Source organism: Arenibacter algicola, from assembly GCF_018860365.1.
In the GTDB taxonomy this organism is placed as follows: Bacteria; Bacteroidota; Bacteroidia; order Flavobacteriales; family Flavobacteriaceae; genus Arenibacter; species Arenibacter algicola_B.
In genome coordinates this window covers 707,749-731,945 of record NZ_JAHKPO010000003.1, presented here as the reverse complement: position 1 = coordinate 731,945, position 24,197 = coordinate 707,749, and the positions used below count along the sequence as shown (strand labels likewise).

The window sequence follows — 24,197 nt, the reverse complement described above, 5'->3', positions numbered from 1 at the left end:
GATGGAATATTATCATTTTTAAACGGCTCCAAGGCCCCGCTATCAAACGTATTGAAACAATATTAAATGTGTTTTTCCAGCGCGTTAATTTTTTGTTAAAAGAGTAAGGAAAGTCTTTTGGCAAGCACTACCAAAGGAATGTTTTTTTTAAAAAAAGTCTAGCTGCATTTATCCTAAAAAATAGGAAGAATTAAAGAGTTTGACTTAATTTTATGTGAGCAATTAGCATTTCCCCCAGGTATATAACTCCATGGTCGATAACATTTAAATACAATGCAACACATCCCCATAAGGCAACTTCCAGAAAGCAATCAAGAGCCAACCTTAGTGGGAAGTTTTAGTATTAGAAGTCTCGAAGCCATCCTGGACGGAAAGGAGTTGGTGGAAGAACTTCACCGACATGATTTTTTTCTAATGCTCATACTCATAAAAGCTAATGGCCTACATGAAATAGATTTTGTCTCCTATGAAGTCGGCCATTATTCCGTCTTTTTATTAAGGCCCGGGCAGGTGCACAAACTACACCTTAAACATGGCAGCACTGGTTATTTGGTACAATTTAAAACGGACTATTTCCTCTCCCACAATAAATCTTCCCCACAGTTGTTGCGCAAGGTGGGCAACCAGAACCACTATCCATTAAATGCCGATCACTTTAAAAAAATGGATCCCTTATTATCATCCATTTTATTGGAGTATGATGAAAAGAAGGAAGAATATCATGAGGTCATCAAAGCCAATTTGAGTATTTTGTTTATTCAACTTTTAAGGCAGCGGGAAGATACCGATCCAGACCATACCCATCCCCCATATCAGCAGGAGAAACTAGAGAAGTTTTTGGAACTATTGGAAGGGAATATTACCCAATACAAGCAAGTTTCCCAATATGCGGACTTATTGCACCTCAGCGTGTATCAGCTTAATGCCATAACCAAAGCATTATTAAGTAAGAATGCCTCACAACTCATAAACGAATATAGTATTCTGGAGGCCAAAAGAAATTTATTGGCCACCGTGAACCAAGTGAGTCAGATTGCTTATCATTTAGGGTATGAGGATGTTTCCTATTTTATTAGGTTCTTTAAAAAACACACGGGCTACACTCCCGATGCTTATAGACAAAATTTTAATTAAGTACCATTCAACTTCAGTTTTGTCCTATAATGGATTCCGCAGTTGAAATTACTTTTACATCTGAAAATAATTCAATGTGAAATTAACGACATAAGCATGAAAACAAAAGTAAAACTCTTGGCATCCTTAAAAATATGGATTGCCATTTATCCCTCCATCACGGCCTTTCTTTTCCTTTTTGGCAACCAACTGGCCACCCTTCCCCTCTACCTTAGAACCTTGGTGCTTACTATAGTATTGGTGCCATGGATCGTATTTGTAGGCGTGCCATTTATAGATACCTTGATGAAGAAAATGCAAAAAAGGAATTAGTTAATCACCATTTTAAAAATACGACACCATGAAAAAGGAACAACATTTTGATGTCATCATTATTGGAGGAAGCTATTCCGGTCTTGCAGCAGGGATGGCTTTGGGAAGGTCCTTAAAACGGGTCTTGATCATTGATAGCAATACCCCCTGTAACAGACAAACCCCCTACTCGCACAACTTCATAACCAATGATGGTAAAACCCCTGCTGAGATAGCCTCTTCGGCAAAACAACAGGTGGCAGCTTACCCTACGGTGAAATTTTTTAACGGACTTGCCATACAAGGATCCGGCACCAACAATGCCTTTAAAATCCAAGTATCTACTGGTGAAACTTTTAGCGGCGACAAATTAATTTTTGCCACGGGCATTAAGGATATCATGCCCAATATGGATGGATTTTCGGAATGCTGGGGCATCTCCGTGTTGCATTGCCCCTATTGCCATGGCTATGAGGTAAAAAATGAAACAACAGGTATTTTGGGCAATGGGGAGTATGCCTTCGAATTTGGAAAACTCATCTCCAACTGGACCCCACATTTAACCATTTACACCAATGGCAGATCCACCTTGACTGCGGAACAAACAGCCACACTCGGAGCGCATAATATTACCATAGTGGAAACTGAAATTGCACGTTTGGAACACCACAAAGGGCAGCTGCAAAATATCATTTTTAAAAATGGTTCCAAAGCTGCCGTTACCGCCATGTATACCAAAACAGCCTTTGAACAGCATAGTGCTATACCAGAGGCCATGGGGTGCGAGTTGAACGAAGAAGGCTACCTAAAAACCGACGCCTTTTTACAAACTAACATTAAAGGAATTTATGCCTGTGGCGATAATGTGTCGCGCTTGCGCACCGTAGCCAATGCGGTGGCCATGGGCACTGCGGCCGGAATGATGGTGAATAAGGAGCTGGTTTTTGAAAAGTTTGAATGATATTAATTGACCCATGAATTGAAACTTAATAAAATAGCCAACAGGGCTAATTCAAAAAAGTCCATTTATGCTTTATAAAGCTGAACTTATTCTAAATTGTGATTGATTCAACATTATTTCAAAAATCTAATTTGCAAATTCAAGTTGAAATATAACTCGCCATTTTCTTTATATATTTCACCAAATCCGTGTCGAGAAGAACTTGCTGTATCAAGTTTGGTGTTATTTAGCAAATAATCCTCAAACTCATTTCTATTGTAAATATGATAGCAAAGAACTTCACCATCTTCTTTCACTTTCAAATAACCACCAGTTGCGTCATATTTCCCTGTCCAAACTACCGAAGGCATCATTCCAAGTGCTACATCGGTCAGGAAACGTTTTAATTTGTATTCGTAAAATTTATGATCGTTTTCAACATCGAACTTCAGCGGATTATTCTCTGATGTCAAGTTGACTAAATCTGTCAAATGCGAATACTCACTCGAATAGAAATCAAAAACTATTTGAGATAATATTTCTGGTAATAAACTGTCGATAAGAACGAGGTTATTTGAAAAAATTTGTCTTTCGGTTTTTACAAATTCAAATCCACCATTTCTTTTTCGGATTTGACCAATTCTGTCCATTATTTTACTGCGTGTGGAAATGGAATTGATTTGTTCGATTTCATTTTCTGTAAGGTCAGTTCCCTTTATTCTATATATGAAATTGGTTGTCTTTCCTGCGTTGAGCAGAGTAGAGGGACTTCCAAGTTGCGATTTAATACTAAAACCGAGTTTCGGTTGTTGATTAGTTCTTTGGTCGTGACCTTAAGGGTCGAACTATCCGTTTCCAGTCCTCACTCGTGCCTCGCTCTGGGCTTTCCTATCTTTTATCCCTCACGCAACTTATCCACGAAAGATATTTTCGTTATGATATTCAAGAAATTCTTGTGAAGGAAAAAATTTATCTGGAAGTGAAATTTTTTTAGCATTGTATTTTAAAAAAAAATCAGCTATCGATTGATTTTCTTTATGCTCAAAAATAGCATCAGAGACTTTAACTTTATAATCAGTATCAACAGTTAGGAAACCTTTATCAAATGCCTGGTCGTGAATTGAGTTTAGGCACAAGCTATTCCTAGGGTTCATTCTTTGTCCTATATTAGTACGCCACGGAATAATATGACTTGCAATCAAAAATTCTGGTATTGCAATACCCGTAATACAACATTTTTGATAATATGAAGACAATACTGAAGAACGGAAAAAGCTTTGATTTACTCTCATTTTAACAATTCGCTCAACATCTTTTCCTTCTGGTAAATCTGATAAATCTATTTCCGTAGTCTCAATCAGGCTTTTGTTTTGAAATGAGGATATTAACTTTTCACTTTCATACGCTAAATCATCCCAGTTACCGTGAAACTCATTCCATATTACTTCTTCTAACGTACTCCCATTTGCTAGACCAGTTATACCTCTTTTTTGAAGTTCAGGGTCTAATCTTCCAAAATTGCCCACTTTCATATTTAGAGCAGAAGGCGAACGACCAATTATATTAGCATATTTAATTATAGTAGGATGCGTTTTACTGCTATCTTTAAAAGGTATTTTACAGTATACGTTAAATGCTACAATACTTTGCTCTCTTGTCCAATTTTTAGATTTAGCCATTACTTTATCTGGCTTATTCTTAAATTATGAACCTCATAATCAAAAATTAATTCGTTTAAAAGTTCTTTTGTAATATCTGAATTACCTTGAAGAATTTGTAAGAAAATTTCAATTCTATCATCTGTCGATAATGTATTCAATTTTTCATCATCTCGAAAAAACCTCATAAAATCTTCTCTGTTTATTTTATTAGATGTCTCTTTCATTATGCAACAAGTTTTTGGGTTAGATATAGAATTTGGAAACTCAGTTCTAGTGGGTATGAAGATAATGCATAAAAGAAGCCGGCTTAGAATTTTGTGGCTCAACCAACTTCAATTCAAATAGCTTTCTATCAATGTTTTCAAAATCAATTTTACTTTTATCACTCCCTTGATTATTCAGTTCAACAAGTTAAAAAAATATGTGCGCTTTGTAAGCAATATATAAATATTTGTTCATATTCTTTTGACGATAAAGTTGGTTTATCGGAAAGGCAGTAACGGCTATTTTATTTTTTAAGCTTGGCCGTTGCGATTGAAAAAAAAATGTGTTGTATTAGCGGTGGATTTGGGATGGCTATATCTTGACGCGAGTCATATTGATATATTAACTTTTTACTAAATAACCATTTTAAGGTCTTATAAACCTTATAAATCTCATGAAATTTTCGATGGCATAAAAGAAGGGGGAATACTACAACCATGTGTTTGTTATAAACCTTCTAAGTTAGCAAATATTAGGTCTTGTAATTGCTTAATCGATAAAGTCTGATAATATGGCGTTTTTGGGTTGGTCAGGAATTTATCCATATACTATTTATTATCAAATTCCAAAATAGTACCTGCAATATAACGGGTGCCATTATCTTGATTGAAATAGTAGATTACCAAAATTTTATTATCCTGGAGTTGGGTTGCCCAGGTATAACCAATATCACTACTGCCGCCATCAGCACGAAGTACGATCTCGGGAGCTGTCGCAAAATCGGTGCATTCTGCGTTTAGAATACGGGCTCGTATTCCGTATGGTTCATGGCGGTATCCATAGGTAAGTAAAACGCTGTTATCTTTTAATCGCAAAGCATTTAAAGGATGTCCCTGGAAACCCATTGACTCCCATTTAAAAGTTTTACCTCCATCTGTTGAACGGGAAATAACAGCTTGGTCTTCAAAATGAGCTGTTCTTAAAAAACCCACAAGATCGCCTTTAGGGGTTTCAATTATTGATGCCTCATTAAATGAAATTTTGCTATCAACAGCTACCGGGGAAACATAATCCCAGGTCAACCCCTTATCCTTTGATGTGATAAGATGATTGGAAGTCTTGGTAGGGGTATCATGCGCTGCTACTATCCATAAAATCCTCCCATCATTTGCCTCGTATAAGGCTCCTCTATTATATGCAGCCACTGGATTGCCTAATGCATCATTTAAAACTTCTGGTCCTATATGTGGAGGATATATAGCATCACCCCAGGTTTTTCCACCATCATGGGAACGCACCAGATAACCTCCTAAAAAAACGGCATTTCCAGAGTTGATAAAACTCGGTTCCTTTAAGTTAGACAAACCATCTGGCCTAACAAAAGCCCAACCATAACTGGCACAAAGAAGAGTTCCGTCCTTCAATTGTAATAAACACGGATCTTGGGAACCCCCAAAAGGATGTGCATAAATTAATTTCGGGGTTTTTGTCCATGTTTCTCCGTTATCACTTGATTGCACCGATACCAAATAGCTGTTGGGATCAACGTGATTTGTTTTACTCTCTCCGAATATTTTACGATCTGGTGCCCTGCGAAATGCCACCAATATCTCTCCATCAGGTCGTGTTATTACAGACGGAAATGTAGAGAAAAACATAGAATCCTTATAAATTACGATATCCTTTATTTTACGAACACCTGGTGTACTATCTCCCAAATGTTGCGGCCTTTCATTTATTGCCAAGAGAGTGCTTTCGGGTTTTACTGCTGGATTCGATTTGGTTGAATTCCTATCTGTACATTGCACGGCAACAATAAGAAACAAACCTAATAAGCTGAATGTTTTTACTTTACGTTTCATCATAATTATATTTCCACTTTATTTAACTTGAATTATTTTATACCTGTTGGTTGCCAAGAACAAGAGTTATGTGAACTATCCCATTCTTCCCCGCTTACCCAGATCTAAAAAATCAATATCAGTATTTTATAGTATTTTCTTGATGTTCTACTTCCTTGACCTGAGCAAAAAACCAATCCAGCAATTCCGGGGTATCAAAAGCCTCATGCCAGCTCCCATGACCAACACCGGGAAACTCAGTATATTTTGGATTTCCACCCGCCTTTTTAATTGCGGCAACCATTCTTCGCGAAAAGTCAACAGGAACGGTTTTGTCATTGTCACCATGAAAAACCCATAGGGGTAAATCAGTAATCTTTTTTGCAAGATCAGGATTAGCTCCCCCACAGATCGGTATGGCGGCGGTAAACATTTGAGGGTGGGTCAGAATGTAATGCCAAGTTCCAAATCCGCCCATGGACTGACCGGTAATATAGCGTCTAGTGGTATGTATATTAAATTCTTCTTCCAAGGCAGCTATGGTTTCAAAAACTAAAGATTCCACATTGGGTTGATTATACCTTCCCCGCGCAATCAGGCCTTCTCTTTCCATCTTTCCCAGAGACCTCCCCCAATCAGCACCAGGTGGGCATTGGGGCACAAAAATAAAAGCAGGATATTTTTTTCTATTTTCTAAAGTGGATAGTACCTGAGCTGCCTTGGAACCTGCAATCTGCTGGATATTATCCGTACCCCTGCCAGCTCCTCCTGACAGACATACCACCAAGGGGTACTGTTTATTGGGATCGTAATCCAAAGGCATAAGCAATCGATACTGCAGCGTATCCTTTTGCATGTTCACATGGGTTCTCCCATTGAACAATTCAGCCATTTTCGTCTCCTTGGTCTGGGAGACCGATCTGGTTAGCCCCAAACTGAATATGCCAGTTGCGATGATCACTATTTTTAGAACCTTCCTCATTTCCTTTGTATTGCTTCTTTCCCGCACATTATTGAAACCAACTTCCTTCTCAATTAATTTCGGCCAGTTTTTTCGGTCTCGTAAAGTAAATTTCCCTTCTCATCAAAGTGTTGAAAGCTTGCTACTGGAATACTATCCTTTCTTTGCACGGTAACCGACAAAAATCCACCACTTGCGGACTCCTTATCCCCTTGAATATAGAATTGTTTGATCAAACTATCGGGATCGGTAGATTCGGGATCTCCTGCCAAGCGTCCAGCGCGCGAATTGTTATCGACCAAGGAACCTGTAGAGAATTCCTCAAACCCACTCGGGTGCATGGCGTGGTATTGCCAATGCCTGTCTCCACATATGATATATAGATTTTTATCGAGAAAACCATTATCAGCCAACCATTTGAAAATTGCTTCTCCCTCCTGCCTGAAACCGTCATGATTTACATGATTATCTGTTTTGTAGGCATCATCTGGGCCCACCATTGGCGTTGGCGAAATTATGAGCTTAAAACTGGCATCGCTCTCCATTAATGTCTCCTTAAGCCAATCTAATTGCTCAGGTCCCAACAGCGTTTTGTCGGGTCCGTCTTTCATTTCATTGGGACTTCTATAGTCCCTCCCTTCCAAAAACCAAAGCTGAAGATCTTGGTTCATGCGATGGGTACGATAGGTTTTAGCATTTATGTCCTCTAGATCCACCACAGGTAATTGCTCCTTAAAATTCTTGATCCCCAATTCATGGGATATAGGAAATTCCTGATAGGGATCGGCATCGTTGAATCTATAATCATGATCATCCTTTTCCCAGTAGGTTCCCAGCTTGCTAAAAAGTTCCCGAAACCTTGGTTGGGCAAATTGTTCATGGTATTTCCTGCGCATCCCTGCTTCATCCACCACTTCCATGCCCTTATATCCTCCTGGGTGAGGGTTCTTCCCTGCTTTGACGGCCCTATCGAAGTTGGTCTTGTGGGGATGGTCAAAGTAAACGTTATCACCAGTACCAATAAAGTAATCCGGGTTCAAGTTTTGGATAGCCTGCAATGCCGGATACCCTTGAAGCTTGTCTTCTCCGGAATAGGCCGTTCCTTCCTCATATTTTCCGTAATGGAAAAAATAGTGGTTCATACCCGTTACCACCACCATTGATAACTTTTCACTGCTATTGGGTCCGGGCAAGGTTTTAAAAGTTGCTATTTCACTTTCAAAAAGGGTATTCTCGTCCTTTCCGAATTGGAGACGATAGAAGTATTTATTTCCTGGCTCCAGACCTTCAATTTTCTTTTTTATAATATAGTCGTTCTCTGATGTAGCCTCTACAAAGTCAGAATACAAGGGATTATCAAAAGTAGCATCCTTATCAATTTCAAATCTGGCGACACCTTCTATACCGGTCAGATCCCCCTTGATCAAGCTGTCGGAAACCGTTAATCTGGATTGTAGGATGACGGATGTTGAAGTGGCTTCACCAGCCATAATTCCTTGTCCAAGATAGATGTCCTGAACCATGGGTTGGCAGGAGGTAATTAGGGTGGCGATCAGAAGGGTTCTTATAATTGTTTTTATCATACTGTGGTTATTGTTGGTTTGGTTTAGTTTATGATTCGTGTTCTATAAGACATGCAATATACTTTGTTGACGGTAGTTTTTAGGTATTCTTTTTGCCCAATCCCAAATAATGTTTTCGCGTCTCAGGGCTGAACTTCTCAATGGCGTATCTTAGGGTAACCCTAGCTAGGGTTGGAGCATATTCATCCAGAAAGACTTTCAATTTATTTTCGTCCCTCTTGCCTGCTTCCCTGATCCAGCTACCCACTGCTTTTTGGACTAATTCATTTGTATCATTTGCAAGGATTTCGGCAATTTTAAAGGTGTCATTCAATTCATTCTTTCTTATAAAATAGTAGGTACTTACTATGGCTGTCCTTCTTTCCATAGGGTTTGGGGATTTTGCCAAATTGTATAAGGGCGTTCTGTCCTTATCAAACAAATACCCACCCACTACATAGGGTGCGGCCCTATCTACCAGACCCCAATCGTCTATATATTTATGATTTTCTATATACGCCAGGTATACATCCCGCCTCTCCCCTTCTGAGGTTTTCTTATTGCGTGCTTTCCAGTCCAAGATGGATACTGCACCAAGTCGGTGATCGTAATTTTCGTCCCTTAGTAATTTAACCACCTCAGCAACCGGCATGCACTGAAAATCTTTCGCTAAATAAAACACCTCCCTTTTAGGAATACCTCTCGAATATTGCTGGCCAATGTCTTTTAAAGTGTCAATGAATTCTTTTGCCGTCATTATCTTATGGTTTCATTGTTCCGTTTTGCTTTCGAATTCATTTGTTCGTTAATTTATCCCTCCAACATTATAATTACTTTGCCTTGTGCGTGACCTTCACTTAAATATTGCATGGCTTCCGCTGTCCTGTCAAGTGAATATCTTCTTTCTATCACCGGCTTTATTTTGTGATACTCTAAGAGCTTTACTACAAAATCCAAATCCTTTTGGTCTGACTTGGCCGAAAGATATCGCATTTTCTTTTTTCCGAACGACAACAGCCAACCGAAAAAAATAGACTTCATTATTTGTAATAACCCCCCACCTACCATGACATATGTACCGTTCGAACTTAAGATTTTTCTATAGCCCAAAAGTGGATAATTGCCATTGATAGCCACAATTAGATCATAACGTTCATTACTTTTGGTGAAATCCTCCTTTGTATAATCAATTACATGATCTGCGCCCAAGGCTCTTGCTTGCTCCATATTTTTGGGACCGCATACGGCTGTTATAATCGTCCCGTAATACTTGGCAAGTTGCACAGCAAAGGTTCCAACTCCGCCAGCGGCACCAACAATTAACACCTTCTGTTCTTTTTGGATATTACCTTTGTCACGTAATGCTTTTAAGGCTGTTGTAGCTGCAACAGGTAAAGTAACAGCTTCTTCAAACGAAATTTTCGCAGGTTTTAGCGCTAAGGCCTTTTCAGGTGCCACGGCGTATTCTGCCAATCCACCAAATCCAAAATCCGAAAGGTCTCCGAGTACTTCATCCCCAGGCTTGAACTGTCGGATATTTTTTCCCACAGATTCTATCCTACCCGCTATTGCAGATCCGAAGATTTTTTTCTTCGGTGTAATTCCCATTTTCATAGAACGGTAATCCGCTGCATTTAATGAGGCACAAACAATTTTTATCAATACTTCGTTGTTGTTTGGCCTAGGCTTTTCAACATCGCAATATATTAACTTATCGGATGGATCTTTCTTATTGTATACTATTGCTTTCATTACTGAAGTTATGTTAGCTGATTTTTCAACATATTATTAAATGAATCCCAACCTATGGACCTATGTAGCGGTACAAATAATTCCATTCCAAGGGACATCTCTAAATACATTTTAGCGTCTTATAATTATTCTAATTCCAATAAAATTATCGCTGCTGTAATGAGGGGAAACAATACAACCAGGTATTTGGTCCTAAGTTAGTAAATATTGAATTTAGTATCCGCTATATTTATAAAGGTCGATAATAGCCATGGAATGGTATTCCTTTAATTTGGTAAGTAGGTTGCATTCGCTTTTAAAAAGAATAGGATAAATGTATACAGATTGTGTTGCAAAATTTTATGGTACTATGGACTAAATAGTTCCATTCTTTTTCCACAGCTTCACCCTGTATTAGTTTATGATCCTGATTGGTGATAAGTTATAGGTAACTCCATAGATGCCAACAGTTCAATACCAAAAAAAAAAAAACACTATTAACGAAAAATATTTGATCGTTGTTAATACAGTTGGACATTGGCTACAAAGTCAATTGTTAGGTCGATCTTCTTTCCTGATAGAGATGGCATGGCCATAAAGAATCATTGAAGCCTTGGAAATAATTTAGGACATGGCATGGAACATAAAATCTTGGGATTTCATGCCCCCCCTGCGTCGGTTTCATTGGACAGTTAAGAAATGGATAAATCTGAAAAGTTTAGTGTGCATTAGAATTAATAAGAACAAACTATCTCACTATTAGTATTCTGTTCATTTTTTGCATCGCCCAAAAAACGAACCAAAAAACGCTAGGCTGATTTTTCTTTTCTTGAAATCTACGGACTTTCCACGGCCGCAGCGCCCAGGCCGCTTTCACTATGGTGAAATGCTCTATGGACGCCTTCCTAAACCCGGTGTGAAAACCCCTTGATTTACTACTAAAATAAAAATAGGCCGTTTCTTTGTTCCGTCAACATATAAAGTATAGAAAAATCCTTATCTGCTAGTGAATACCGCTGAATATAGTCCGTAAAGCCTTTATATTTAGATTTTTTGTATATTATGACTATGGATTTACCAATTGAGGCTTACGAGATACTTATTCCTGTGGTTATAATCAGTATAGCGCTGGTTGTGGTACATTACCTAACAAAAGGTAGTAGGAATTTCCGAAGCAGCAGAAATAAAAAGGCTAGGAAGCAGTTTTAATTTGCCAAATGCTACTTTTGGATCTATTGAAGGCCAACTTCCCTTGTCAAAAAAACAGTGCACTCTCAGAACGGACAGGGTTCTTATTTTAAAAAGTCCTGCATTTTTTCATTCACTGTTTCCGCCTGATCGATAGATAAAAAATGTCCTGCATTTTGTATTACTTCACCTTTCCCTTTCGGCAGCATATTGGCTATAGCGACCGTTCTTTTTTCATTGATCATATCGTCATCACCAATTAAAACCAAAACGGGCATTTGTAATGATTTTAGTTCGTCATTGGAAAAAGGTTGCATGCTGGTTATAAATTTGTTCTCAGACTCCAATTCCGTACCCAGTTTATATTGATTTAAGTAAACATCGTTAATATTGGCTACATTACTGGACATGCTTTCCAGGCTCTGCTCCATTTGTTTTTCCTTTGAAGAAAATATCCTAACTATATTCTTTAATAAATCCGTACTTGGCTTGATCCATGTAAAAGTTTGTGCCGGACTTAATAATACTAGGCTTTTTATTTTTTTCTGATCGTCCAGTGCAAGGTTAACAGCCAACCAACCACCCCGGGAAGCACCAATGAGATGAAAGCTATCCAACTCCAGGGCAAATAAAACTTCCTTATACCAATCGGTAACTTTTTCAACACTTTCAATATCATTAGACAAATAAGATTTCCCTGCTTCCAAAATAAAGTCGATCGCAAACACACAATGGCTTTTGGTAAGGGATTCGATATTTGGATACCACATGGTAGAACTGGCATTCATTCCGTGGAGCAATACCACAGGATCTGCATTTTTAAGGCCACTTACAATAACATGGGCAATTCCGTTAGTGGTAGGAATATACAATTCCTCATAAGGGACATTCCACAATTTTAAAGTCTCGTCATAAGCTTCAAAATAAGCAGCATTTGAAGCAGATGGGGTTGTAATATATTCTGGTGGATTTTTATATTTATCGTATTTGTCAGTACAACCAACACATAAAACAAAAAAAGCAAGCAATAGAAATAGTCTCATAGAATGCAATATACAAATTGCTCGGACCACTTTTCCAAAAAGAACCTAAGTACCCAAACAAATCTACTACACATAAATGTGCCGTCAATTACGAATAATGATTAAAATAAAAATGGCCGCCAAAAAGTATTGGCAGCCATTTTAAAAGTATGTTAAAGCGTGGGGTTCCTAGAAAAGAATGGGAATATTCCCTTGCTTACATTCTTCAATCATTTCTTCGGGCCAGATACTGGTCTGAATCTCTCCAATATGCGCTTTTTTCAGGAAGAACATACAGAGACGGGACTGACCTATACCACCTCCAATGGATAATGGAAGTTCATCATTAAGAAGCATCTTATGCCACATTAATTCTTTTCTATCTTCCTTACCTTCAATCGCCAGTTGCCTATTAAGTGCTTCTTTATCAACGCGGATTCCCATAGACGAAAGCTCCAAGGCATCTTCAAGTACAGGGTTCCACAGAAGGATATCTCCATTTAGACCCTTAAGACCATTTTCGGTTTCGGTACTCCAGTCGTCATAATCCGGAGCTCTACCATCATGCTTTATCCCTTCTGGGAGTAGCCCCCCAATTCCTATAATAAATACTGCACCATACTTTTTAGCAGCTTCTGTTTCCCTTTCCTTGCAGGAAAGATTGGGATACTGTTCTGCCAATTCCTCTGTATGAATAAAAGTAATTTCTTCTGGAAGTACAGGTTTTATATGAGAATAACGCTCGTAAACAACATATTCTACCCTTCTAAAAATGCTGTAAATTTTTCTTACAATATATTTTAGGAAATCGATAGTTCTTTCTTCTTTGGAGACCACTCTTTCCCAATCCCACTGATCTACATATATGGAATGTATATTTGAAAAAACTTCGTCTGGTCGTAATGCGTTCATATCTGTATACACTCCGTAACCTGACTCAATTCCCAACTCGGCCAGAGCAAGTCTTTTCCATTTGGCAAGCGAATGGACAATTTCAGCTTCGGCATCATCCATACTTTTTATTGGAAAGGTAACAGGACGTTCTACGCCACTAAGGTCATCATTAATTCCAGATCCTTTTTTTACGAACAAAGGAGCGGTGATTCTTCTCAATCTCAATTCGGACGACAAACTAAGCTCAAAAAAGTCTTTAATCAACTTAATTGCTTGTTCTGTCTCTTGCATATTTAATTGCGGATGATATCCTTTCGGGATTTGCAATTTGTAATCCATTCTATGTAACCTTTAATTAGATGATTAGCGACTTGCCAAGTTTTTAGTGTAAAATAAAACGCAAAAGTGCAATAAATAGAAAGAATATCAAAACGGTAATAAGTGATAAATTAAGGATGCTTTATTGACTTCTTCCCGTTAAATCCTAGTGATAACTATTAAATGCTTAATAAAAGAGACTTGATCATAATATGGTAAGAAAACTGGACGTGGTTCTTTCAAAACTTCTTAAATAATGTTGCAAATTCAAAACCACGCAGCTAGCACTGCGAGTTTTTTTATTTACTTCAAAGCCCGGTCAAGTTTGTCTTTCATAACACGCTAGGAATAGGTCCAATTCTTTATATTCCATGTTTGCATTTATTACTAATAATCACTCTTTACCATTAAGAAGGTATGCATTATTGCTTGATTTGAAGTTTATCCCAATTAATGGCTTTTCCCTAGTTCGGTGAGATATTTCAAGAGGTCAATAAATTCACTCTCACTTAAGGAATCTGTCAGCCCGGCGGGCATCATTGAAACCTTACTTGCCTCACGAGATTCAATTTTACTTTTTTGCAGGGAAACTTCTGTTCCTGCAGAAGTTTTAATTTTAATCATGTTCGCATCTTCAAAAATTATTGAGCCTGCATAAAAGTCCCCATTTATTGTTGTGATTGCAGACGATTTATAACCTTCTTTTATCTTTTTGTTTGGTTCAATCAATGACTCGATGATGTAGTCTGCTGGAGCACTAGCACCAATACTACCTAAATCAGGTCCCACATCACTAGAGCCAACTCCCTTGAGTTTGTGGCATGTGGTACAAGCCATTTGAGGCCTTAGATATATTTCCTTTCCTTTCTTTGCGTCTCCGTATTTTAATTTTGTCATGAGATCCTGAGTACTTCGGTCATAATTCGCATCACCAGAGGCGGTTTTTATAGAACCTGCTTTAGCTAGGGCAGCCATTAATTCCTCTGCTCCCTCACGTCCGGATGCCTGTACAAAACGAGAGGCTTGTGCAGCGGTTTTGGCAGCTAAAGTTTTTCCTTCCAATGCTGAACTAAAGGCCGTAAAGGCTCCTTCTTTCTTTATGACCGTCTTGATTAAGTAATCGATTGTTTCTTCGTCAAGTTCTTTATTTAACAGTTGGGTTATTGTTTCTACCCCCTCATCCAGGTCAACTTGGACCAATGCAGCTACTGCTAACTTAGTTGTGGTAATGGAACGGTCTTCACTAATAATCTGCACAAAGAATTCACCAATGTCATCCGTATTAAACATCGCCAGAGCTTGAGCGGCACTTTCTTGGATAGCATAGCTTGTGTTCGGCTTACTCAGTTTTTGTTTTAGTATATCGATAAATTTTGTGCTTTTCCAATAACCTGTAAGCGAACAGGCAGTTTCTTGGATATGCTCATCGCCGAATGTAAAAAGGTCTTGGAGTACCTTATCTTTATTCTTAGTGGGAAAAATACCTCTATTTTTTGCAGCAATTAATAGGCTGTTGGCCGCATCTCTTTTGTGAGGGTGGCCCTTTACACTAGCAATAATTTCCGTAAGAAAATTTAATTGCGCAGGTTCACCCATTTTTCCTATTACAGTCAAGATGCCTGCATCGGGATTTTTACTATTCTTATAAAAATCAATTAACGGCTGGGTTGCACTAGGGTCTTCTGTTGCTTTAAGAGCAAAGATGAGTGCGGCATCTTCTGCTTGACGTTTTTGATTTCCATTGTGGACGGAAGGGAGCCAATATTTAGATAATATGCGGCAGGTTTGACGTAATGCAAACGAATAGGATTGATCCATATTGGGATTATAGGCAAGCAGGGCAGTATTGAAGGCCTCAACTGACCTGAATTTGCTCAGCGCAGTAATCGCTTCACGTCTGACACTGGGATCTGAGTCTTGAACGGCAGTTTCAAGTAAGACAAGTGCATCGGGCACTTTTTCATTCCAATAGTAGAGAACCCTTACAGCAGCTGATCGAGCACTTGCTGTTTTCGATTTCAATACAGATTTCAGTAAGTCTATATCCATTAAGTTGAGAGTCTGCACTGTCCATAGCGCTTCGAGTCTGTGATGGTCGTAGTCAGAACCTTGAGAGTTGAGGTTTCCTAACCACTTGTCAATAGCATTAATAACCTGGTTAGCTTCCCTTGTCTTTAACGTTTGTTTCGCTAGTAGTCTCACCCAGTTTTCATCTGCCTTCAGGAGGTCTAACAATTCAGGTATGCTAGACTCATTATAGTTGGGCTTTTGAAGTAGAGGCCTTCCCTTTGCAGTAATTCGCCAGACTCGACCATTCACGTGATCTCTTCGCTGATCGCGAAAATCAACTTCCCCGTGTTGTATAATGGGGCTATACCAATCTGCCACATACAGGGCTCCATCCGGACCCATTGTGACATCTACAGGACGGAAGGATATGTGCTTTGATTTTAGAAAAGTATGCTCAAGTTTTGCGATATAGGAGCTACCATCTGCTTCAAGGGAGTAGCGGTCTGTTATGTGCGCACGGAAATCGTTGGTAATGACATTACCCGTCCATGATGGTGGAAAATGTTTCCCACTAATAATTTCAATACCACTGGCTTTGGGACTGTTAGGGGTGAGTGAGGGCAAGGCTTGGGATTCGCCGGGAGAAGTTAAAAGAACAGCGTTTGGAAAACTGTGCCCAAAACCAGTACCTGCACCATCAGCCTCAAAGGACTGACCCCAATAATTGACTGAATGTCCCCAAGGATTTATATATCCCTTTGAGAAAATTTCCAATCGTCGCGTCTCCGTGTCATAAGACCAGATACCCGAACCATTGAGATGACGTGGTCCATAGGCTGTTTCTACATTTGAAGAAACGTAAAAGCCTTGCTGCATATATATTTTCCCTCCAGGACCCCAACCAAAGCGATGGAGGGTATGGTGTGTATCTTCTGTTCCAAACCCAGTGAGTAAGACTTCTGATTTATCTGCTTTCCCATCTCCATCTGTATCACTAAGATGAATAAGTTTGTCGCTGCTTGCAACATAGGCCCCACCTTGGTTATCTGGAAGTATCCCATTAGGCATAATAAACTTATCATAGAAAATGGTAGACTTATCGGCCACCCCATCATTATCAGTATCTTCAAGTATTACGATCCGGTCACTTGGTTCCTCATTTACGTTTAATTGAGGGTACAAATGGCTACCACAAACCCAGAGTCTGCCCTCGTTGTCAAAATTAATTTGGGTAGGTTTTTCCATCATAGGGGTTGCGGCAAAAAGATTTATTTCGAAACCATCAACAAGGGAAAAGGAGGCTAGCTCCTCTTTTAGGTCTGGTTTTGGTATGTACTGCAGATCATTTTGTGCTTGTAGGGTCTGGTTCAATAGACCGATGCAGAGAAATAACTGTAATGCTCGTTTTATATTATTAATCATAAGTTCTCAAGTAAGGATGTAATTGCTAATTCCTGTTTTGCAATAAATGGCTCGATCTGTGCAGGTTCTTCCTGAGCAATGCGTTGTTCGTGTTTACGAAGTCCGTAGACATATGCATCATTCTGTGGTCGCCAACGGTGAAAGAAAAGTGTGTTCTTTTTGATAATAGCATTGCGGATATCGTCGGCTTTTTTAGCGTCAATTTTTATCGCTAGTTGGGGGAATTTTAATGCTTCTGCAATCAGATCTCCAGCTTTGCGGTATCCAGTTGACGAAAGATGTACGCCGTTTGTTGTGTATTTATTCACTTTGCTGAACGGGGCAAATAGATCAATGAAACGGTACTCCCCTTCAACGGCTACCTCTTTGGTTGTTTCCGCATACTTTTTAAGCTCCTTATTTCGTGCTTCTATGTGCTCTTCGGGTATACCGAAACCTTTTTCCATAGGTAGGGTAGAAATAAGAATAAGTTCTGGGCAATGCTGACCGAGCATTTCCAAAAGGCGGTTTAGGCCCTTGCGGTAAGCTTCAATACCAGCGTCATCGTCAAAGGATTCATTAAAACCATATGCAATGAATATTTTGTCCGGTTTAAGGTCGGTTATTTGTTCCGCCAATATTCCGAAGCCTTCCTCGGGGCTCCCAAATCGTTGTCCGTCACGTGCCCGTGTGCGTGCGTGTGCGTAAACATTATCCCCGCTCCAACCAATGTTGCGGAAAGTGATATTTTTTTTAGGGAAGCAAAGTGAGAATGTCGTTTCAATTTCTCCGTTAGCGATTGCATTTTCAAAGAAAGCATTCCCCAGAAAGATAACTTTTTCGTTTTGTTTAAAGCCAAGTGGTCCCTGCAGAGGCGTGGATTTGGAATTGCAGGATGCTAATAGGATAACTAATACTAGCAAGTGAATTCTGTGGGTGCATTTTAATCTCATATTATAAATTCTAAGTTCATTAGTTTGTAACGAAGCAGATTCAAAATCCAAATTGACTTTTTTGAGCCGGTTTTAATTACGAAAATAAGACAAAAGCTATTTTATTATGACCAATTTGGATAATACCAGTCAAAAATATTTTTAATCATTACTAAATTTTAAAATGTAATACGTCTAATATGATTAGTAATCACCTTACCTCTACCATTGGTGATCCTTTCCAGGGAGGCATTGTGCATTAGCACTATAATGCTGTCTTTGTAAGCCTTTGATCAATTTCAAAAAATGCAGGTGCATATTTAAGAACATTTTCAAAAGCCTCTATACTATTTTCGGCATACCGAGTTGCCCTTTGACCTCTATGGCCACTAATTATTGGAATATCATTTCCAGTGAACTTAAAAAAGTTACATAAATTCTTAGCGCTACCGTCCTTGATTACCCGTAAAGTTTCGGTATTTTTTGGAACTTCTTTACAAGAGCATATACTCAAGAATAATACAAAGGCTATTGACCGGATTATATTTTTATTAATCGTTTATATCATTAATCATCTAATTTAAAAATAAAGCTGATACCCCAGGACTGTTTAGAAGTTTTAAGATGAAATCCCCAATTTCATCTATCGCGATGGCTGAAGGATTAACTGCGGTGATCCTTCATTATCAATTGCCTGGCAATTATGGTGGGAATTCAAAATGTTATGAAAAATATAAATCCTTACGCTGAAGGATGAACGGCCATCTCAAATCCATTGCATCGGATGCAGGAATTGAAGAGGAATTCACCACTTACACCATCCGCCATTCCTGGGCCACCATCGCCAAGTTTATGGGGACCCCAACGGAGATGATCAGTAAAGGTCTGGACCATAATTCCCTTAGGACTACTGAAATTTATTTAAAAAGCTTTACCAACCATGTTCTGGATGAGACTAATGAGATGGTGGTTTCTTAGATTATTTTTCGATCAATAATTGGACTGCCAATAGTGACCAATAAAATCACCGATTGATACCTGATTTTTTTTTACAGAGGCCAAGAATTACACAAATACTACGACCAACGATTAAAATAACTATTAGTAAAACTATTTACCAATTCTTTCATTTTACCGAAACCCAGAACAAGCGGTTATAACCTTTCCTTAACCCCCTCCTCTGAATTTCAATCATTCGAGTTCGATTTACTATCATATTAACCTTCGACAACCTACCCTGTAACTTGTAAGTAAATATCTTTTATTACTCATTTTAATAATGAAATTATCTATGGCAAAGCATCTATGAACTATTCGCTTTGATTCTCGAATGTACTACGGCAGTCAGTATTAATAAAAAATTGTAATTTATATGGGCTTGGGAATTGTATTGGTTCTTTTTGCCCAATTATGCTATTTTCTCGATAACTCCTTGACTATTTCCGGGTATTTCTTTGCTAAGTCATGGATTTCCGTTCTGTCATTATGGCTGAATCGAATATTGCCGATAAGGATTTAGGTCTAGCAATCATTTGCCGCTCTTTTCCTAAAATTAATATTATTTAAAAAACTCAACGAATTATATAAATAAAATTTCATATATTTGACACCACACCACACCACACAAGTATAATTGTGGCGTCCAGGTTTTTAGATTGAATAGAGTAACCTGTTAATTTCCTCCATACTATTGGCGTATGGAAAGAACTAAAATTTAATGTTCCAATACCGATAAAGCTATAATTAATAAAACAATGTATTGTTCCATACAACAAATTGAGAATTAAGGCCTGGTCTGAATTCATATAAAATATTCAATAATATTTTGTAGTTAAAACTAAGTTTCTGAAATTCTTATGCTTATGTATAAATCCTTTATAAATGATAAAATTTTCTACTACTAAATATTTAGGATGGGATGCCCATTTGCTTCAAAGTGATTGGATTAAACTTTATTTAGCTCCTCAACTAGGTGGTCGCATAATGCAATTAGCGATGCATGACCATGAGTTCCTTTTTGTGAACCCAGAGTTCGTAGGAAAACATGTTAATGATTCTAGGTTAGGCAAAGAAGGGTCATGGTTGAATTTTGGAGGTGAAAAGATATGGCCAGCCCCCCAAGGCTGGGACAATGACAGTCAATGGCCAGGACCACCAGACCCTATCTTAGATAGTGGTGTTTATACTCTGACAAAGAAAGATGGGGATGGAAACAACATTGTCCTAACTTTAAAAAGCCCTATAGACTTTTCTAGAGGCTTACAAATGGAAAGGGATATTATGTTATCCAAAAAAAAGGCAGAAGTAGTAATTAAAGCTTCACTTCATAATACTAAGAATGTTTCTCAAAAATGGGCTATCTGGCCGGTATGTCAGGTACAAACTGGAAAATTAATTTCAGAAGGACAATTTCAAATCATTTGTCCAACAGCAACTGACAGTAAATACAATAGCGGTTACAAGGTAATGCATGGGGTTGTCAATAATCCACAATATAGCTTAAACGATAAAAAACAACTAGTAGTTGATTATAAATATATGATTGGAAAAGTTGGCTTGGATACAGATTCTGATTGGGTCGCTTTTTTGGATAAAACGACAGGAAAAGTCCTTATATATAAATTTAGTGTTCAGAAGCATCTGGAATATCCTGACAACACGTCCGTCCAAATATGGACAAATGGCATCGGGACTATCTATTCAAGAAATAAACTAACAATATTCGAAAATGACCCATCATTAACCCCTCCTTATATGGAAATTGAAATTTTGTCTCCTCTTGTAAATATACTTCCAGGAAAAAAAATAGATTTTCAATATCAAATTGCGCTATCTACAATCGGCAAAGGACAAGAGATAATGGATGTAAATAAGTTAGGTATAATTGTCAGTAATATGTATGCAACCAATCAAAAAAATAGTTACGAAATTATAGGAAATTATGGTTTTTTTTATAAAGGTATTTTAAAAATACAAATTAACGATGCAGATAAGATTGATACTTCAAAATTAAGAGATTTATATAAAACTCAGGTATCTCCCTTGAAAGGTACCACAATAAAGCTAGCAATAAAAAAAACCATACCACTTCTCAATACCAACCACATAATATCGGCAAATCTATATGATCTGAAAAATAATTACATAGGAACAATCGATGAAATTAATGTACAAAATTGCTGTTAAATAATTCAAAATTCAAATTATAACTAATAATGAGATTCAAAGACAAAGTTGTTCTAGTGACTGGTGCCACCAGAAATACAGGAGTAGGCATTGCAGCACTATTCATTAAGGAGGGTGCAAAAGTATGCATTAATGGTAGTACCGTAAAAGGTGTAAAAAACGGCGCAATGAAGTTAAACTCAATGGGCTTAGTAAATTTTCATGAATTTAAAGCTGATATAACTAATACACAACAAGTAAAAGAGATGTTCAAATTAATTCACAAAAAGTTCGGGCAAATTGACATTTTAGTTAATAATGCTGTCGATCAGGGAATTGGTATGAAGTTCGATACCATGGAACCAGAACATTTTCTAAAAGTTTTAAAAACTAATTTATTTGGCACATTTCAAGTTTCACAACAAGCCGTTAAATTAATGCTCAACCAAGAATCAAAAGGCGTCATTGTTAATTTGGGTTCTAATGTTTCCACGCGCGCTATACACGATCGAACTGCATATGTGACCAGCAAGGGTGGAATTGATGCCCTTACCCGCTCAATGTCAATAGATTTAGGCCCTAAAGGGATTCGAGTAAATATGGTTGCACCAGGATATATCTTCACGGATAGATGGGATAAACTTACAGTTGACCATGTTACTCGTAGAAGGTCAAATATCCCAATTGGTATTGAAGCTACAATAGATGATATCGCCCAAGCTGTGGCTTTTTTGGCTTCGGATGTAGCTAAAAACATTAATGGAGAACGACTAGTAGTAGATGGCGGTTGTTCCGCACAGCATTTACCCATGGATGTCGATCAATAGAGAACTTATTATGGATTATAACCCAATATACATCACTTGGTTAGGACAGGGTGGTTTTTTGTTTGAAATAAATGGATCACGTTTATTAATTGATCCATTTATTAGTGACATCGTGGAGCAGCGTCAGGGATACAAGCGACTTATTGACTCTCCACTTAACTTAAATGAGCTTGATCCCGATTACATTTTTATAACCCATGATCATTTGGACCATTTTGACCCAATTGCCCTTCCCCAAATACATAAAAAATATCCCAAGGCTCCAATTTATGGGCCGCAAAGTGTTATAGACAAAGCCCAAACAATGGATTTTGACCAGTCCATTATGAACGTTGTGTCTAAAAACAAATCATATGAATTTAGGGATTTTACATTGGTGGTTACACCAGCTTATCATTCAGATCCCTATTCCGTAGGGGTTATCCTAATGATGAACAATATGCAGATCTATTTAAGTGCGGATACTACCTTTTCGGAAAATCTAGTACAGGAAGTTAAAGCTCTTGCCAAGGGCAAGATTGATTTAGTTCTGGTCTGTATCAATGGTAAATTAGGAAATATGAATTGGCAGGAAGCAGTTTCCTTGGTCGGTAAAATAGGTCCTCAAAGGGCCATTCCCATGCATTATGGCATGTTTGCGGAAAATACCGAAAACCCAAAGCCTTTTATTAAAGAGTGTGAAGCCTTGAATGTTGATGCGTTTGAGCTCATCCCAGGAATTAGAAAATTAATTCATTTAATATAAAAAAACATGAAGATAACTGCGATAAAAACGTACATCTGCCATGCCTACAGAACCAATTGGGTGTTTGTGAAAGTATATACCGATATCGATGGCCTCTATGGTGTAGGAGAGGCCACTTTGGAGTACAAGGAACATACTGTAGCAAAAGCATGTCACGAACTTGAAAGTTTGTTAATAGGGCACGACCCACATCGAATAGAGGAATTTTGGCATCTAGCCTACCGCAATGCTTATTGGCGAGGTGGTGCGGTTCTAATGAGCGCGCTTTCTTCCATTGAGATGGCACTATGGGATATAAAAGGAAAGGATTTGGGAGTGCCCGTGTACCAGTTGTTAGGAGGTAAAGTTAGGGAGTCCGTTCCATGTTATGCCAATGGTTGGTTTGCTCCGGCCAAAACACCGCAGGAATTTGCTGATAAGGCTAAATTGGCCATTAAAAATAGTTTTCATGCATTAAAATGGGACCCCTTTGGTTCGGCCTATTTACAGATCGGCCGTAAGGAGTTGAACGATGCCATGGATTGCATTGGGGCCGTATATGAGGCAGTAAAGGATGAGGCTGATATTATCATAGAAGCGCATGGGAGATTTGATATACCTACTGCCGTTAGAATTGGACATGCCCTGTCCGATTTTGATATTCTTTGGTATGAAGAACCTATTCCTCCCCAGAATCTTGAGGGTTTGGCCGAGGTAAAGCGAAGGATCAAGGTTCCGGTTTCCGGAGGGGAACGATTATATAATAGATGGGAATATCGAAGTCTATTCGAACTCAAAGCAGTGGACTATATCCAGCCTGATGTAAGTCATGCCGGTGGTATTATGGAGTTGAAAAAGATTGCCGCTATGGCCGAAGCATATCATATTCCTTTTTGTCCCCACAATCCCAGTGGCCCTATAGCCAATTCAGCCACATTACAGTTGGCCGCCTGTGTACCTAATTTTTATTTGTTGGAAACTATGAGCAGTGATGTGCCTTGGCGATCGGAAATTTGCAATGAGGAAATTACTTTTAAAAATGGGCAAATGACCATTCCAGATAAACCAGGTTTAGGAATTGATATTAATGAAAAGGAAATTGAAAAGCATCCTTATAAAAAAAAGGAATTAAGACACTATAGTGGTGATCTAACGGATATACGACCTGATAATGCGAAATTCTATTTTTAAAAATATATGGCTATATTTATTATGTAACAAGTCATAGACCTGGACAGAAAAACACATGCCATATACCGATTCAATGTTTTATGGTTAAACCATAAATACGGATATTTTTTAATAATAGGGTATGACCTGATAGGGTACGTAAAAAAGTATTTTACCTAGAGCAAATGAACATGTAAAGAGTAAATAAACTTCTAAAAGTT

The 24,197-nt window shown here is 38.2% G+C and carries 19 protein-coding genes and 1 pseudogene; 8 read left to right on the top strand and 12 right to left on the bottom strand.

What is annotated here, in order from left to right:
- The first annotated feature begins 273 nt into the window (after window positions 1-273).
- From KO529_RS04950 to KO529_RS04940, 3 genes are all read left to right on the top strand, one after another.
- Window positions 274-1,134, top strand: coding sequence for a helix-turn-helix domain-containing protein (locus KO529_RS04950; RefSeq protein ID WP_215946789.1), 861 nt, complete (start codon window positions 274-276; stop codon window positions 1,132-1,134).
- A gap of 96 nt (window positions 1,135-1,230) precedes the next feature.
- Window positions 1,231-1,446, top strand: coding sequence for a hypothetical protein (locus KO529_RS04945; protein WP_215946788.1), 216 nt, complete (start codon window positions 1,231-1,233; stop codon window positions 1,444-1,446).
- 28 nt (window positions 1,447-1,474) lie between these two features.
- Window positions 1,475-2,386: an NAD(P)/FAD-dependent oxidoreductase gene (locus KO529_RS04940; RefSeq protein WP_215946787.1), complete on the top strand. Its 912-nt coding sequence runs from the start codon at window positions 1,475-1,477 to the stop codon at window positions 2,384-2,386.
- 113 nt (window positions 2,387-2,499) lie between these two features.
- Here the strand turns inward: KO529_RS04940 and KO529_RS04935 are convergent.
- The 12 genes and pseudogenes from KO529_RS04935 to KO529_RS04880 form a co-directional block, all read right to left on the bottom strand.
- Window positions 2,500-3,183: pseudogene (locus tag KO529_RS04935) on the bottom strand (HpaII family restriction endonuclease); the annotation flags it as partial.
- Between the two features lie 93 nt (window positions 3,184-3,276).
- Window positions 3,277-4,044 (bottom strand): HNH endonuclease, encoded by a 768-nt coding sequence (locus KO529_RS04930; RefSeq protein ID WP_215946786.1) that lies wholly within the window; start codon window positions 4,042-4,044, stop codon window positions 3,277-3,279.
- Window positions 4,044-4,250, bottom strand: coding sequence for a hypothetical protein (locus tag KO529_RS04925; RefSeq protein WP_215946785.1), 207 nt, complete (start codon window positions 4,248-4,250; stop codon window positions 4,044-4,046). Before KO529_RS04925 ends, KO529_RS04930 begins: the two co-directional genes overlap by 1 nt.
- A 588-nt stretch (window positions 4,251-4,838) precedes the next feature.
- Window positions 4,839-6,095 (bottom strand): sialidase family protein, encoded by a 1,257-nt coding sequence (locus tag KO529_RS04920; protein ID WP_215946784.1) that lies wholly within the window; start codon window positions 6,093-6,095, stop codon window positions 4,839-4,841.
- Between the two features lie 115 nt (window positions 6,096-6,210).
- Window positions 6,211-7,053, bottom strand: a complete 843-nt coding sequence (locus KO529_RS04915; protein ID WP_215946783.1) for an alpha/beta hydrolase-fold protein — start codon at window positions 7,051-7,053, stop codon at window positions 6,211-6,213.
- A gap of 53 nt (window positions 7,054-7,106) precedes the next feature.
- A complete protein-coding gene (locus KO529_RS04910) occupies window positions 7,107-8,615 on the bottom strand; it encodes an alkaline phosphatase D family protein (protein ID WP_215946782.1) in 1,509 nt (502 codons plus the stop codon).
- 79 nt (window positions 8,616-8,694) lie between these two features.
- Window positions 8,695-9,351 carry a DNA alkylation repair protein gene (locus tag KO529_RS04905; RefSeq protein WP_215946781.1) on the bottom strand — a complete coding sequence of 219 codons (657 nt, stop codon included), beginning with the start codon at window positions 9,349-9,351 and terminating at the stop codon, window positions 8,695-8,697.
- Window positions 9,352-9,404: 53 nt separating this feature from the next.
- On the bottom strand, window positions 9,405-10,346 hold the full coding sequence (locus KO529_RS04900; RefSeq protein WP_215946780.1) for an NAD(P)-dependent alcohol dehydrogenase: 942 nt from the start codon (window positions 10,344-10,346) through the stop codon (window positions 9,405-9,407).
- 1,271 nt (window positions 10,347-11,617) lie between these two features.
- On the bottom strand, window positions 11,618-12,556 hold the full coding sequence (locus tag KO529_RS04895) for an alpha/beta fold hydrolase (RefSeq protein WP_215946779.1): 939 nt from the start codon (window positions 12,554-12,556) through the stop codon (window positions 11,618-11,620).
- Between the two features lie 168 nt (window positions 12,557-12,724).
- Window positions 12,725-13,768 carry an aspartate--ammonia ligase gene (asnA, locus tag KO529_RS04890; protein ID WP_215946778.1) on the bottom strand — a complete coding sequence of 348 codons (1,044 nt, stop codon included), beginning with the start codon at window positions 13,766-13,768 and terminating at the stop codon, window positions 12,725-12,727.
- 429 nt (window positions 13,769-14,197) lie between these two features.
- On the bottom strand, window positions 14,198-17,179 hold the full coding sequence (locus KO529_RS04885) for a PVC-type heme-binding CxxCH protein (protein ID WP_215946777.1): 2,982 nt from the start codon (window positions 17,177-17,179) through the stop codon (window positions 14,198-14,200).
- Window positions 17,176-18,162 carry an SGNH/GDSL hydrolase family protein gene (locus KO529_RS04880; protein ID WP_215946776.1) on the bottom strand — a complete coding sequence of 329 codons (987 nt, stop codon included), beginning with the start codon at window positions 18,160-18,162 and terminating at the stop codon, window positions 17,176-17,178. The genes KO529_RS04885 and KO529_RS04880 overlap by 4 nt, the downstream gene beginning before the upstream one ends.
- Before the next feature lie 681 nt (window positions 18,163-18,843).
- Here KO529_RS04880 and KO529_RS04875 point away from each other — a divergent pair.
- From KO529_RS04875 to dgoD, 5 genes are all read left to right on the top strand, one after another.
- Window positions 18,844-19,068 carry a tyrosine-type recombinase/integrase gene (locus KO529_RS04875; RefSeq protein ID WP_215946775.1) on the top strand — a complete coding sequence of 75 codons (225 nt, stop codon included), beginning with the start codon at window positions 18,844-18,846 and terminating at the stop codon, window positions 19,066-19,068.
- Between the two features lie 903 nt (window positions 19,069-19,971).
- The gene (locus tag KO529_RS04870; protein WP_215946774.1) at window positions 19,972-21,276 is read left to right on the top strand and encodes a DUF4380 domain-containing protein; all 1,305 of its coding nucleotides are present in this window, start codon (window positions 19,972-19,974) and stop codon (window positions 21,274-21,276) included.
- A gap of 29 nt (window positions 21,277-21,305) precedes the next feature.
- Window positions 21,306-22,082 (top strand): SDR family NAD(P)-dependent oxidoreductase, encoded by a 777-nt coding sequence (locus KO529_RS04865; RefSeq protein ID WP_215946773.1) that lies wholly within the window; start codon window positions 21,306-21,308, stop codon window positions 22,080-22,082.
- Complete coding sequence (locus KO529_RS04860; protein ID WP_215946772.1) at window positions 22,069-22,827, top strand: MBL fold metallo-hydrolase; 759 nt, start codon at window positions 22,069-22,071, stop codon at window positions 22,825-22,827. The genes KO529_RS04865 and KO529_RS04860 overlap by 14 nt, the downstream gene beginning before the upstream one ends.
- A gap of 6 nt (window positions 22,828-22,833) precedes the next feature.
- The gene (gene dgoD, locus KO529_RS04855; protein ID WP_215946771.1) at window positions 22,834-23,997 is read left to right on the top strand and encodes a galactonate dehydratase; all 1,164 of its coding nucleotides are present in this window, start codon (window positions 22,834-22,836) and stop codon (window positions 23,995-23,997) included.
- Window positions 23,998-24,197: the final 200 nt, after the last annotated feature.